The organism is Sandaracinobacter sp., assembly GCF_041909755.1.
Classification (GTDB): domain Bacteria; phylum Pseudomonadota; class Alphaproteobacteria; order Sphingomonadales; family Sphingomonadaceae; genus Sandaracinobacteroides.
Window position 1 is genome coordinate 25,749 of the sequence record NZ_JAYRCW010000014.1, and the last position, 12,460, is coordinate 38,208.

Below are 12,460 nucleotides of genomic sequence, written 5' to 3' on the forward strand. Positions count from 1 at the left end.
GCAGGCCTTCAGCCGAATTCCAGCTGGTCGAGGCTGTCGATCACGCGGTCTGCGCCATATTCGGGCGCGGCCGGCGGCCCGGCGTGCAGTGCCCCCGGGCGGCGGATCTGCACCGTCTGCCAGCCCAGCCTTCGCGGGGCGAGGAAGTCCTTCGCGGCATTGTCGGCCACATAGACGAGCGCGTCCCCTTTCAGCCCCAGCCGCCGTTCCACGGCGCGATAGGCGCGTTCATGGGGTTTGCGGAACGGCACGCCCCAGCGATCCGTCAGCAGGATGGGGCCGAAGCCCCGGCCGCGCAAGGCAAGGGCGGAGACCTTGCGGCTCTGGCTGGCCGTCGGGCCGTCGGTGATGAGCGCGAGCGGGATGCGGCCGGCTGAGCGCGCCAGCCAGCGCGCGGCATCGGGCGCGAACTGGATGCGCGGCCGATGCCGGCGATAGCGCTGCACCAGCTCCGCCACCCGGCCCGGCGCGGGCTGTTCGCCCAGCATCGCCAGCGCGCGATCGAAGATGTCGCCCCTGTGCCCGGCGCAGAAAAGCGCCCAGGCGGCGTCGGCAAAGCCCGATGGCCCCTTGTTGCGCTCAAGCCAGCGGCTGACGGCGCGAAACCCGCTCTCCACATAGTCCCGTTCGGCATAGAGGGTGTCGTCGAGGTCGAAGACGATGGCGCGGGGTCTCATCCCGGATCGTCCGCCAGGAACAGGCTGCTGTCGTAGCGGAGCATGCGCACGCCTTCCTTCCAGCCGTTTCCGGCGCTGGGGGGAAGGCCGAGGCACTCCTCGATCAGCCAGCGGGCAAAGGGTGCGCCGGCTTCGTGTGCGAGCGGGTAGCCGCCGCCGAAGCGGGCGTTGATCTCGAACAGGCGGAAGCAGCCGTCGGCGCCGCGCATCGCCTGAAAACAGAGTGCGCCGGCCGGGCCGGGAAGGGCGGCAGCGAGCGCCCGGGCGATCGATTCCAGCTCTGGGTCGCGCCGGGTGACGCCCTTTTCAACTTCGCCGCCGCGCACGGCGAGCCGCTCGTGCGGGACGGCGGCCTGAAGCCGGCCGGTGCGATCGAAATAGCAGTTCACGGTGAATTCCGGGCCGGACAGCCGCTCCTGAACCAGCATGGGTTCCGGGAAGTCCTGCAAAGACAGGCCGGCGAGCGACTCCACGGGGCGGATGCCGCGCCCGCTGCTGCCGTGGCGCGGCTTCAGGAACAGCGCGCCCTGCCAGCCGCCCGGATCGCCCAGCGCATCTTCCAGCGGGGCGGTGCGGGGGGCGGGGATGCCGGACGCTTGCAGGAAGGCGGCGGTGCGCTGCTTGTCCCGCGCGATGGCGACGAGTTCGGGGCTGCCGATGGCGACGTGAATGCCCTGCGCCTCGAAGGCCGGGCGGGCGTCGGCGAGCGCGGCCAGTTCGGTGTCGATGGTGGGCACCACCAGCTGAACGCCTTCGCGGCGCGCGATGGCGAGGACGGCGTCGGCATAGCCGGGCGCATCGGCGCGGGGCACGGCATGGCGGGCATCGGCCAGGCGGCAGGCAGCGCTGGCGTCGGGGGCAAGGTCGGCCGCGTGGAGGAGGGGCTTCAGCCCCAGATCGAGCGCGGCGCGGCGGAAGCAGCCCAGCAGCTCCACGCGCCGGCCGGCGGAGGTGAGGAGGATCCGCATCTCAGCAGATGGCGCGGACGAGGACGAAGGCTTCGGCCACCGGCAGGTGGACGGTTGCGCCGCGCAGCCGTGCGAGCGCCTGAACCGCGCTCAGCGAGCGTTCGTGCGGATCGGGCCTGACCTGCGAGGCATAGGCGCCGAAGGCCTCCAGCTTGGCGGGGAGCGTGGCGGTCGCGTCGGCGAACAGGGTGGGCGCGAAGGCGGGGGTGAGCGCCGGGGCGTTCCAGTTGGTTTCCGACAGCGTTTCGTAGCACAGGATCAGCCGGGGATGGTGGGGCCCGGCGGGGCGCGCGGCGACGAGCCCGGAGCGGAACACCAGCTGGTGATCGAGGTGGATGTCGCCGGGGAAGGGCAACAGCAGCGTATCCGGGCGAACCTGCGCGACGAGGCGGCCGATGGCGGCGTTGAGATCGGCGTGGGGCAGCGTGTCGAGCCGGGCGGCGGGCAGGCCGAGCCAGTGGGTGGCGGCGACGCCGAGGATGGCGTGGGCGCTGGCGGCCTCTGCCTTCAGCGCCGCCACCTGCCCGGCGGGATAGTCGGGCGGATGGCCCTGGCTGACGATCGCGACTTCCGGGGCAAGACCGGCGCGGGACAGGGCGGCGAGGAGCGCGCCGCAGCCCAGCACCTCGTCGTCGGCATGGGGCGCGATCACCAGCGCCTTGCCGAAGCGGGCGGCGAGGTCTGTCATGCCCCGTTCTCCAATATCTGGTGCAGCCGCGGCGTTGGCCCGTGCCAGTCCGTGCAGGCAAGGGCCTCGCCGTCGCCGCAGGCGACGAGGAAGCCGGTGGAGGTGACGGCGATGACCTGCCCCGGCATGGCGGCGTGGCGGCGGCCCTCGGCCGTGGCGGCGGCGGTGAAGATCCGCAGCCGGCCGTCTCCGTCTCCGCTGAAGGCGCCCGGATAGGGGCGGGTGACGGCGCGGACCAGCCGCGCGACGTCTGCGGCGGGCTTTCGCCAGTCGATGCGGCCGTCGCGGTCGGTGCGGCGGGCGGCCCAGGTGGCGAAGCGCTCGTCCTGCGGGGTGCCGGGGGTTTCGCCCCGGGCGATCTGCGGCAGCACGTCGCCCAGCAGGCCGTCGAGCGCGGCCATGTGGCGGGCATAGAGGCTGGTCGCGGTTTCGTCGGGCGCGACATGGAAGAAGCGCTGGCCGATGATCGGGCCGGAATCGACGCCTTCATCCACCCAGAACAGGCTGGCCGCGGTGATGGGTTCCCCCAGCAGGATCGTCCAGGGGAGGACGGCGCGGCCGCGAAGCCGGGGCAGCGGCGCGGGATGATAGCCGACCATGCGGCCGCCTGCCGCCGCGACCAGCGGGGGGCGGCAGATCTGCGACCAGCCGATCACGAAGGCGATGTCGGGGCGCAGTTCGCGGACCTGTTCGATCGCCTCGGGGCTGTTGCCGTCTGCCGCGCGGATCAGGGCTGCCCCCGCCTGCCGGGCGGCGGGGCCGAGATCGACGAAATCACTGTGCCGCGCGGCGAGCTCCGGCGGCAGCGTCAGCAGGCCGGCCAGATCCCAATCGGGGCTGGCGGCGAGCGCGCGGAGCGCGACGGCGGTGGATTCAACTGCGCCGATCAGCAGTGCGCGCATGGGCGATATCCGCAGCGGCCCTGTCGGGCCGGTCACCGAACAGGATGACGCTGAGGGTGAGGACCAGGATGCGAAGGTCGAGGAGGAGGCTTCTGTTGTCGATGTACCAGAGGTCGAGCGCGATCTTGTCGGCTTCTGTCAGGCGCGGGCCGCCGTGCGTCTGCGCCCAGCCGGTGAGGCCGGGGCGGACGCTGCCGCGCCGGAGGCCGCGTTCGCCAAGCGCGGCGAGGGTATCCGGCAGAAGGGGCCGGGGCCCGACGATCGCCATCTCGCCCCGGATGACGTTCAGCAGCTGGGGCAGTTCATCCAGCCGGGTGCGGCGCAGGAAGGCGCCGAGGGCCGGGGTGCGGGCCTGATCGTCGGCGAGCGGGTCCGCGCCGGGGCGAGGCGGGCGCATGGTGCGGAACTTCAGCAGCTGGAAGGGGCGGCCGCCAAGCCCGGCGCGCTGCTGGCGGAACAGCAGCGGGCGGCCCATCCCCAGTGCGACGGCAAGCGCGGTCAATGCCGCCAGCGGCGACAGCGCAAGCGCGGCGAGGAGCGCCAGAAGCCTGTCTGCCAGGGCGCGCATCAGGCAGCCTCCAGCGCGGGGGCGCCGGCCGGGGCGGAAAGACCCATGGCCTGCAGCAGCTGGGCGTTGACCTTTTCAACTGCATAGACCTGTTCGGCCCGCCGCCGCGCCGCCGCGCCCATGCGTTCGGCAAGCGTGCGATCCGCCGCAAGGCGGCCCATCGCGTCTGCCAGCGCCGTCGCATCGCGCGGGGGCACGATCAGGCCGGTTTCCCCGTCCACCACCGCGTCGCGGCAGCCGGGGGTGTCGGTGGTGATGACGGCGCGGCCGGTCGCCATTGCTTCCAGGATGGAGCGGGGCAGGCCTTCGCGATACCAGCTGGGCAGCACGAAGACGGTGGCGGCGGCGAGATGGGGCCGGACGTCGCGGGTTTCGCCCAGATAGTCGATGAGGCCCTCGTCCACCCAGCCCCGAAGCTCGTCCATGGGCAGGCCGGCCGGGTTCAGATCGGGCGGGCCCAGGATCCGGAAGCGGGCATCGGGATGGCTGCGCTTCACGAGGCGCGCGGCGTCCGCGAAATCGCGCAGGCCCTTGTGGACCATCAGCCGGGCGACGAGCAGGAAGACGGGTGGGCCGGGCGGCAGCGGCCGCTGGGCGAAGCGCGCGGTGTCGATGCCGGAGCCGGGAACCTGCCGGACGGGAACGCCCGGCGGGATCATGGCGAAGCGGCGCATGTCCGCCTCGTCGCTGGCGTTGAACAGGAACAGGTTGCGCGCCCCCGCGAGGGCGACGCGGTAGAGCCCGGCGACGAGGCGCAGCAGCGGCGAGGGCGGGGCGTCTCCTTCGGCGGTGAAGGCGAAGCCGAGGCCCGACATCATCGCGTGGAATTCGGGGACGCCCGCGATCCGGCTGGCGATCCCGCCATAGACGATGGGCTTCTGGGTATAGGCCAGCACGCTGTCCGGCCGTTCGGCACGCATCAGCGTGACGAGCGCGGAGAGCGTGCGCAGGTCCGCCGCAGGATTGCGCGAGGTGCGCTCCATCGGGACGGTCACGAAGCGGACGCCCATGGCGCCAAGGGCTTCGCGCACCTCTGCATCCTCGTCCGGGGCGGCGGCGATCACGTCGTGGCCGGCTTCGGCCATGGCGCGGAGCAGGCGGCCCCGGAAGTTCACCAGCGACCAGGCGAGGCTGCCGATGACGAGAACCCGGCGCTTGGGCGCCGTCATGCGACGAGCGCCTTCGGTTCCGCCGGCCGGCTGCCCTGCGGCAGCGGGAACAGACCTGCGTGGCGCAGATAGAGATCGGCATAATCCGTCGCGATGCGCTGGATCGAGAAATTGTCGCGGATGCGCTTGCGCGCGGCGATGCCCATCAGCTCCCGCCCGGAGGGACCGAGGCGGACGAGCCTGTCGAGCGCCTGCGCCATCGCGCGCTCGTCGCCCGGCGGCACGACGAGGCCGGTCTGCCCGATCACGCGGGCGGCATCCCCCACGTCGGTGGCGATGCAGGGCACGCCGCAGGCCATCGCCTCGCCCACGATGTTGGGGAAGCCTTCGCCCCAGCTGGAGGACAGCGCCACGATGTCGACGCCCGGCAGCCAGTTGGCGACATCGAGCCGCGCGCCGGACAGGGTCCGCCGTTCGGGGGGGATATTGGCAAGCAGGCCGCGCAGTTCCGGCCCCGGCTCGTCCATCCTGTCGCCCACCAGAAGAAGGTGGATGTCGTTGCCCATTTCGCGCGCGCGGATCACCGCCTTCACCAGCATGTCCACCGACTTCATCGGGTGCGCGCGGGCGACCATGGCGACGATCACGCCACCGCTGCGGATCTGGAACAGGGCGCGAAGCCTTTGCGCGGCGGCCCTGTCAGGGGCGAAGCGGTCGCAATCGAAGCCGTTGCCGATCACCTGCATCCGTTCCGGCAGATAGCCGAGCGCGCCATGCTGTTCGACGGCGGCGTGGCTGTTGCAGATGATGGTGACGGGCCGATGCGACAGCCGGGCGCCCAGCCGGATGACGCGCTGGCTGTTCGGCGGCTCCTGCGCGAGATCCGCGACGGAATGGCGGATGTTCCACATCAGCGCACAGGGGCGCGTCGCCGCCAGCTGGCCCACCGTGGCCGCGAGGTTGCCGTGATACATCCAGCCGTGGATCAGTTGCGGCCGGATGCGGCGCACATGGCGGATCAGGCGCAGCATGTCGCGCGGGCCGGGCAGGCTGCGGCGCATCCGCAGCGAATGCACGGGAATGTCCGCTGACCGGAGCCTGTCTGCCAGCGGGCCTGGGGGCAGCAGGCTCAGCACCTCGTGGCGCAGGCCGCCGGCGCGGGTTGCGGGGTGGGCCAGAAGCCGGGCGAGCATGGTTTCGGCACCACCGACATTGAGGCCGGTGATGATGTGCAGCACGCCGATCCTGCCGTCACCGGCGCCGGCCGCATCTCCGCCGGATTGATCGCTGGCCCCTCTCATCCCGACCTTCCCGCGCCCTTCCCCGGCCCGGTGCGCCCCGGGGCGCGGGCCGGGCCCTTCATCCATGTTCAGGATAGGCAGGGCGGCGCGCGGCGGCGCGTGGACATTCGGGCATCATACCTTTGGCACGGCCGCATCGGCTGCCCCTTCGAAAGGGCGGCATGCTTCCTTTGGGGGATGCCATCCCTGTTCGGATACTCCCCCTAAGCCCATGCGGGATGCCGCACGGGATGCCCTATTAAGGAACAGGTTTCGATGGCCATCCCCGGGGCAAGGGGGTGGGCCGGGGCCGTGTGCCGGGGCGCAGGCGCCGCGGGGACACGCACCGGGGACGAAGCGGGCAGGGGACGGGACAGGATGGACAGGTCATCGCCGGACACGATGGCGACAGGGATGGGGGCGGCAGCTGCGGAGCCGGCGGCGGGCGGAACCGGCCGGGGCGCGCGGCTGGCGGCCTGGGTGCGGGCGCACCTGCCCGGCCGGCGCGGCCGCCATGCGATCCTCGCCTCTCTGGATGCGGCGGCCGCCGTGCTGGCGGTGGGGCTGGCGCTGCTGCTGCGGTTCAACCTGGATGTGCCCTCGCATGTGGTGCGGGGATTTGCCTTTGCCGTGCCGGTGATCCTGCTGGCCTCGATTGCCGTGTTCCATGTGTCGGGCCTGTATCAGCGGGCGTGGCGCTACATGTCGATCAACGACGTGCCGGTGCTTCTGGTGGCGGCCACCGCCTCTACCTGCGCCTGGGTGGCGGCGCTGATGCTGCTGGGTCACTTTGCCTGGCTGCCGGCATCGGTGCCGCTGATCAGCTGGCTGCTGCTGCTGGCCGGGCTGGGGGTCACGCGGCTCGCCCGCCGCGCCGGCCTTGATTATCTGCGCCGCTTTCCCGAACCGGGCGCGAAGCCGCAGCCGGCGGGCAGCCGGCTGGCGCTGGTGGTGGGCGAAGGCGATCAGGTGGAACTGGCGCTGCGGCTGCTGCAGGCCAATCCCGCGGCCGGCTATGTGCCGGTGTGCGTGCTGGACGGGCAATCCGGGCATCTGCGCATGCGGGTGCGCGGGGTGCCGATGATGGGCGGCATCGAGGCGCTGGAGCCGGCGGTGACGCAGCTGGCGGCCGAAGGGCGGCGGCCCAGCGTGCTGCTGATCACCCAGCCGATGGACCGGCTGACAGGGCAGACGCTGGTGCGCTTTGTGGCAGAGGCGGAGCGGCTTGGCCTTTCGGTGGCGCGGCTGCCGGCCGGGATCGGCGCCTTGCCGGAAAAGGCCGGCCGGCTGGAACTGGATTTCATGGATCTGGCGAGCCTGCTGGGCCGCCCCCCGCGCGATGGGGACACCACCGCCATCGCCCGCTTCGTGGCCGGGCAGCGGGTGATGGTGACGGGGGCCGGCGGCACCATCGGGCGCGAACTGGTGCTGCAGCTGGCGAAGGCTGGACCATCCGAAATCGTGCTGCTGGATGCGGGGGAGTTCAACCTCTACGCCATCGACCAGGAGCTGGGGGAGACCTTCCCCGACCTGCCGCGATACCCGGTGCTCTGTTCCATCCGGCAGCGCGACAATGTGATGAACGTGTTCGCCAAGTTCCGGCCGAACCTGGTGTTCCACGCCGCCGCGCTGAAGCATGTGCCGCTGGTGGAGACGAACCCCTGCGCCGGGGTGATGACCAATGTGATCGGCACCCGCAACGTGGCCGACGCCGCGAAGAAGTTCGGCGCGCGGGCGATGGTGCAGGTGTCCACCGACAAGGCGGTGAACCCGGTGGGGGTGATGGGCGCGACCAAGCGGCTGGGCGAGCTGTATTGCCAGGCGCTGGATCTGGAGGGGCTGAACGCCCCGGTGAAGACGCGCTTCCTGACGACCCGCTTCGGCAATGTGGTCGGGTCTTCGGGATCGCTGATCCCGCTGCTGCAGCGGCAACTGAGCCGGCGCGGGCCGCTGACTGTGACCCACCCGGAAATCCGCCGCTATTTCATGACGGTGAACGAGGCGGTGCTGCTGATCCTGCAGGGGGCGGCGCTGGCGATGCAGGCGGACGATCATTACGGCCGCATCTTCGTGCTGGACATGGGCGAGCCCATCCGGGTGATGGACATCGCCCGGCGGATGATCCGGCTGGCGGGGCTGCAGCCGGAAAAGGATGTGGCGATCCGCATCATCGGGCTGAGGCCGGGCGAGAAGCTGTATGAAGAGCTGTTCGATTCCGGCGAGGAACGGCTGGATTCCAGCCTGCCCGGCATCTTCGAGGCCGTGCCGGCGGCACGGCCGCTGGCAGACCTGAACATGGCGTTCGACAGGCTGGCGGCGGCGGCCGTGGCAGACGATGCGGTGACGGTGCGGACGATCCTGCCGCAGATCGTGGACGGCAGCTGGCGGCCCAATGTGGATCCGCTGCGCGACCTGCTGGTGGTGGGCTGGGGCCAGCAGCCCAAGGTGGCCGAGGCGGCGGAATGAGCCTGCTGCTGAAGGACAGGCTGGCCGAGGCGGCCGGGTTTGCGCGGTCGGGCTGGCCCGTGCATGCGGCCGACGAGGTGGAGGCCGTGGCCGGGGTGCTGCGGTCCGGCCGGGTGAACTCGCTGCATCATGGCGACAATTGCCGGGCGTTCGAGCAGGCCTGCGCGGACCGGTTCGGCGGCGCCCATGCCATTGCGATGGCGAACGGCACCGTCACGCTGGAAGTGGCGATGGAGGCGATGGGCATCGGCCCGGGTGACGAAGTGGTGGTGTCGCCGCGCAGCTTCATGGCATCGGCCAGCGCGGCAGTGCGGGTGGGGGCGACGCCCCTGTTCGCAGACGTCGATCCGGACAGCCAGGCAATCACCGCAGCCACGATCGAGCGGGTTCTGACACCGCGCACGCGGGCCGTGATGCCCGTGCATCTGGCCGGCTGGCCGGCCGACATGCCGGCGATCATGGCCCTTGCGAAGGCGCGCGGGCTGCTGGTGATCGAGGATTGCGCGCAGGCCCATGGCGCGGCCATCGGCGGCCGGCCGGTCGGCTCGTTCGGGGATGCGGCCTCATTTTCCTTCTGCACCGACAAGATCCTGTCCACCGGCGGGGAAGGCGGCATGCTGCTGGTGAAGGATCCGGCCGTGCATGCGAAGGCCTGGTCGCTGAAGGATCATGGCAAGCGGCTGGAGCCGCCGCAGCCGCCCGGCATTGCCTTCCGCTGGCTGCATGACGGCTTCGGCACCAACCTGCGGATGACCGAAATGCAGGCGGCGATCGGGCTGAGGCAGATGGCGAAGCTGGATGGCTGGCTGGCGGCGCGCCGGGCCAATGCGGAGGCCGCCGCCGGCGAACTGCGCGGCCTTCCCGCGATCCGCCTGCCATGGCCGGGGCCTGAGATCGGCCATGCCTGGTACCGGCTGACCGCCTTTGTGCGGCCCGAGCGGCTGAAGCCGGGCGAAAGCCGGGATACGATCCTGGCGCGGGCGCAGGCCGAGGGCCTGCCCTGCTTCAGCGGCAGCTGCCCGGAAATCTATCGCGAGCGGGCGTTCGACGGGCTGGGCCGCTTTGCCCGGCTGCCGGTTGCGCGCGACCTGGGCGAAACGAGCCTGGTGCTGCAGGTTGACCCGACGCTGACGCCTGCCGACCTTCGCCGGACGGCGGGGCGGCTGGCGGAACTTGTGGCGGCGGCGAGCCTGTCATGACGCGCCCGGCTGACAGGCTGCCCGAATTCGCGATCATCGGCGCGGTGAAGGGCGCGACCACCTGGGTCGCGCACCAGCTGCGGAGCCAGCCGGGCATCTTCCTCCCGCAGCAGGAGCCGCATTATTTCAGCACCGCCTTCGACCGGGGGATCGATTGGTACGCCAACCTGTTCCGCGAGGCCCCGGCCGGTGCGCGGATCGGGGAAAAATCCGCTGACTATCTGGCCCATCCCTGGGCGGCGGCGCGGCTGGCGGCGCTGCTGCCCGAGGCGCGGCTGGTGGTGCAGCTGAGGAACCCGGTGGACCGGGCCTATTCCGACTATTGCATGCTGTTCCGGCGCGGAACGGTGGACGGGGACATCCGGCGGCATCTGTCCCCCGGGGGGCCGCATCCGCGCTTCCTGGAGGACGGCTTCTACTGGCGGCACCTGTCCCGCTGGTTGCGGCATTTCCCGCCCGGCCAGCTGCACATCCTGTTCTATGACGATGTGCTGGCCGACGCCGAGGCCGAGCTTGCCAAGGTGGCGGCCCACTTGCGGCTGGGCGCGGTGACGCCCGTGGCCCCTGAAGTGCGCCGCAACGACAGCCAGGCGCGGATGCTGCCGCTGCACCTGAGGCGGGCGGTGGCGCCGCTGAAGCCGGTGGTGGCGCCGTTCCGCGACACGGGCTGGTTCCAGTCCCTGCATGGGCGGCTGGCGCGGCCCGTCGCCTATCCGCCGATGGATGCAGAGCTGCGGCGCCGGCTGGGCGAGCTGTATGCGCCCGATGTGGAGGCGCTGGGCCGGCATGTCGGCCGCGATCTGGGTGGCTGGGTGTCATCGCGGCCGCGGGTGGCGGCGTGAACGCCCTGCCGGCGCGGCTGGACGCTTCGGCGGGTGCCGGACGCCGGGATGCCCGCTTCTGGGTGCTGTTCGCAGCGGTGTTCACGGCCGCCTATATCAGCTGGCGGCCGTTCGAGATCCTGTTCACCCTGAGCGACGCGCTGTTCTGCGTGGCGCTGGTGCTGGCGGTGCAGACGGGGCGGCTGCCGCTGGCGCCGTTCGGGCCGCTGTCCGGCCCCTGGTATCTGTGCGTGCTGGTGCTGCTGGCGGGCCTGTTCCTGGGCAGCATGGTCAACGGCGACCCGGAGCGGTGGCTGGTCGTCGCGTTGCAGTACAGCTTCGCCTATCTGCTGCTGCCCATGCTGCTGGTGATGCCGTCCATCGGGCAGACGCGCCAGCTGCTGCTGGCCTTTGCGATGGGCGTGGCGGCGATGCAGCTGTTCGGCGCGGCCGTCTATTTCGGCTATGACGGCGATTACATGGAGCTGGAGGCGACATTCGGGCACGCCTTCGTGTCCGGCAGCCGGCGTCTGGGGGCGTTCCTGGCCGACGCGAACTGGAACTCCGCCATGTGCGCGATGGCGCTGCCCTGCGTGATCTATCTGCTGAACCGGCGGGTGATCGTGGGCTGGCAGGCCCTGATCCTGCTGCTGTCGCTGGGGCTGGGGGTGCTGCTGGCGGGATCGTTCAGCGGCTTCATGTCGGCAGTTCTGGCGCTGCTGGTCGTCGGCGCGGCATCGGGCATGCGCCGGGGCCTCAGGCTGACGATGGCGGGCGCGGCTGCGGCGGGCCTCTATCTGCTGGCCGGCGGGCCGTTGCCGCAGGCCTTTGCAAAGCGGGTCGCACCCGCGCTGGAACGGGGAAACATCAGCGAGGCAGGCACCTTCGAAGGGCGGTGGGACCTGATCCTGGAGGCCTGGAACATGACGGACCACACCATGCTGATCGGGTTGGGCGTCGATCAGTACCGCGTGGTCAGCGCCCATGGCGCGCCCGTTCACAACATCTATCTGCTGCTGTGGACGGAAGGCGGCCTGCTGGCGCTGCTGGGCTGGATCGGGCTGCTGGTGCTGATGGGCGTGATCACCGCTGTCTGCGCCCGGATCGACCGCCTGACGGCGGGGCTGGCGGCGGCCGGATTCCTGGTGTTCCTGATCCAGACCACCGCCAACCCGCACATGTATGCCCGGATGTGGATCGTGCCCGTGCTGCTGATGATGGGCCTTGCCTATCGCACGGGGCGCGGGCGCACCCGGCTGCACCAGATTCCAGGACAGGAGCTGACGACGCCATGAAACGGATCTTGCGGACCCTGATGCTGCTGCTGGCATCGCTGATCGCCCTGTCTCCTGCCGCCGCGCAGGAGGATGCCGGCCCCTACCGGCTGGGCACCGGCGACGAGGTGAAGATCTTCGTGTTCGGGCTGGATGCCGCCAACGGCAGCTATGCGCTGGGCGACGGCGGCAGCATTTCCCTGCCGCTGATCGGCGCGGTGCCGGCGGCCGGGCGGACCCTGCCGGAGCTGGAGGCGGCGATCGGCGAGGCGCTGAAGGCGAAGCAGATCATCAAGGAGCCGAGCGTCAGCGCGCAGATGGTGAAATACCGGCCCTTCTATATTCTGGGCGAGGTGCAGAAGCCGGGCCAATATGCCTATGCGCCGGGGATGACGGTGATCCAGGCCGTGAGCATGGCCGGCGGCTATACCTTCCGCGCGAACGAGAAAAAGGCGACGATCAGCCGCCCCGGCAACGGAGAGGCGGTGAAATCCACGGTGAAGCCCGA

At 71.2% G+C, this 12,460-nt stretch carries 12 protein-coding genes; 5 read left to right on the forward strand and 7 right to left on the reverse strand.

Annotation, left to right across the window (positions count from 1 at the left end; translation table 11 throughout):
• Positions 1-8 precede the first annotated feature (8 nt).
• Genes ACE3O8_RS03740 through ACE3O8_RS03770 form a run of 7 tightly spaced genes read right to left on the reverse strand, consistent with a single transcriptional unit; the run spans position 9 to position 6,213 of the window.
• Complete coding sequence (locus ACE3O8_RS03740) at positions 9-677, reverse strand: HAD family hydrolase (RefSeq protein WP_374386922.1); 669 nt, start codon at positions 675-677, stop codon at positions 9-11.
• Positions 674-1,645 carry an ATP-grasp domain-containing protein gene (locus ACE3O8_RS03745; RefSeq protein ID WP_374386924.1) on the reverse strand — a complete coding sequence of 324 codons (972 nt, stop codon included), beginning with the start codon at positions 1,643-1,645 and terminating at the stop codon, positions 674-676. Before ACE3O8_RS03745 ends, ACE3O8_RS03740 begins: the two co-directional genes overlap by 4 nt.
• A gap of 1 nt (position 1,646) precedes the next feature.
• Positions 1,647-2,333 (reverse strand): PIG-L deacetylase family protein, encoded by a 687-nt coding sequence (locus ACE3O8_RS03750; RefSeq protein WP_374386927.1) that lies wholly within the window; start codon positions 2,331-2,333, stop codon positions 1,647-1,649.
• Positions 2,330-3,235 carry a methionyl-tRNA formyltransferase gene (locus tag ACE3O8_RS03755; RefSeq protein ID WP_374386929.1) on the reverse strand — a complete coding sequence of 302 codons (906 nt, stop codon included), beginning with the start codon at positions 3,233-3,235 and terminating at the stop codon, positions 2,330-2,332. The genes ACE3O8_RS03750 and ACE3O8_RS03755 overlap by 4 nt, the downstream gene beginning before the upstream one ends.
• Positions 3,207-3,803, reverse strand: coding sequence for a sugar transferase (locus ACE3O8_RS03760; protein ID WP_374386931.1), 597 nt, complete (start codon positions 3,801-3,803; stop codon positions 3,207-3,209). The genes ACE3O8_RS03755 and ACE3O8_RS03760 overlap by 29 nt, the downstream gene beginning before the upstream one ends.
• A complete protein-coding gene (locus tag ACE3O8_RS03765; protein ID WP_374386933.1) occupies positions 3,803-4,972 on the reverse strand; it encodes a glycosyltransferase family 4 protein in 1,170 nt (389 codons plus the stop codon). The genes ACE3O8_RS03760 and ACE3O8_RS03765 overlap by 1 nt, the downstream gene beginning before the upstream one ends.
• Positions 4,969-6,213 carry a glycosyltransferase gene (locus tag ACE3O8_RS03770; protein WP_374386935.1) on the reverse strand — a complete coding sequence of 415 codons (1,245 nt, stop codon included), beginning with the start codon at positions 6,211-6,213 and terminating at the stop codon, positions 4,969-4,971. Before ACE3O8_RS03770 ends, ACE3O8_RS03765 begins: the two co-directional genes overlap by 4 nt.
• 357 nt (positions 6,214-6,570) lie before the next feature.
• Here ACE3O8_RS03770 and ACE3O8_RS03775 point away from each other — a divergent pair, with 357 nt between their 5' ends.
• The 5 genes from ACE3O8_RS03775 to ACE3O8_RS03795 form a co-directional block, all read left to right on the forward strand.
• Positions 6,571-8,658 (forward strand): polysaccharide biosynthesis protein, encoded by a 2,088-nt coding sequence (locus ACE3O8_RS03775; RefSeq protein WP_374386938.1) that lies wholly within the window; start codon positions 6,571-6,573, stop codon positions 8,656-8,658.
• Positions 8,655-9,857: a DegT/DnrJ/EryC1/StrS family aminotransferase gene (locus ACE3O8_RS03780; RefSeq protein ID WP_374386940.1), complete on the forward strand. Its 1,203-nt coding sequence runs from the start codon at positions 8,655-8,657 to the stop codon at positions 9,855-9,857. Before ACE3O8_RS03775 ends, ACE3O8_RS03780 begins: the two co-directional genes overlap by 4 nt.
• The gene (locus ACE3O8_RS03785) at positions 9,854-10,699 is read left to right on the forward strand and encodes a sulfotransferase (protein WP_374386942.1); all 846 of its coding nucleotides are present in this window, start codon (positions 9,854-9,856) and stop codon (positions 10,697-10,699) included. The genes ACE3O8_RS03780 and ACE3O8_RS03785 overlap by 4 nt, the downstream gene beginning before the upstream one ends.
• Positions 10,696-11,973, forward strand: a complete 1,278-nt coding sequence (locus ACE3O8_RS03790; protein ID WP_374386944.1) for an O-antigen ligase family protein — start codon at positions 10,696-10,698, stop codon at positions 11,971-11,973. Before ACE3O8_RS03785 ends, ACE3O8_RS03790 begins: the two co-directional genes overlap by 4 nt.
• Positions 11,970-12,460, forward strand: a 491-nt coding sequence (locus tag ACE3O8_RS03795) for a polysaccharide biosynthesis/export family protein (RefSeq protein WP_374386946.1), incomplete at its 3' end; no start/stop codon positions are given. The genes ACE3O8_RS03790 and ACE3O8_RS03795, both read left to right, overlap by 4 nt.

Excerpts from the sequence above, each read along its gene's own strand:
- ACE3O8_RS03740 (WP_374386922.1), bottom strand. The coding sequence starts at position 677 with ATGAGACCCCGCGCCATCGTCTTCGACCTCGACGACACCCTCTATGCC.
- ACE3O8_RS03745 (WP_374386924.1), bottom strand. The coding sequence starts at position 1,645 with ATGCGGATCCTCCTCACCTCCGCCGGCCGGCGCGTGGAGCTGCTGGGC.
- ACE3O8_RS03750 (WP_374386927.1), bottom strand. The coding sequence starts at position 2,333 with ATGACAGACCTCGCCGCCCGCTTCGGCAAGGCGCTGGTGATCGCGCCC.
- ACE3O8_RS03755 (WP_374386929.1), bottom strand. The coding sequence starts at position 3,235 with ATGCGCGCACTGCTGATCGGCGCAGTTGAATCCACCGCCGTCGCGCTC.
- ACE3O8_RS03760 (WP_374386931.1), bottom strand. The coding sequence starts at position 3,803 with ATGCGCGCCCTGGCAGACAGGCTTCTGGCGCTCCTCGCCGCGCTTGCG.
- ACE3O8_RS03765 (WP_374386933.1), bottom strand. The coding sequence starts at position 4,972 with ATGACGGCGCCCAAGCGCCGGGTTCTCGTCATCGGCAGCCTCGCCTGG.
- ACE3O8_RS03770 (WP_374386935.1), bottom strand. The coding sequence starts at position 6,213 with ATGAGAGGGGCCAGCGATCAATCCGGCGGAGATGCGGCCGGCGCCGGT.
- ACE3O8_RS03775 (WP_374386938.1), top strand. The coding sequence starts at position 6,571 with ATGGACAGGTCATCGCCGGACACGATGGCGACAGGGATGGGGGCGGCA.
- ACE3O8_RS03780 (WP_374386940.1), top strand. The coding sequence starts at position 8,655 with ATGAGCCTGCTGCTGAAGGACAGGCTGGCCGAGGCGGCCGGGTTTGCG.
- ACE3O8_RS03785 (WP_374386942.1), top strand. The coding sequence starts at position 9,854 with ATGACGCGCCCGGCTGACAGGCTGCCCGAATTCGCGATCATCGGCGCG.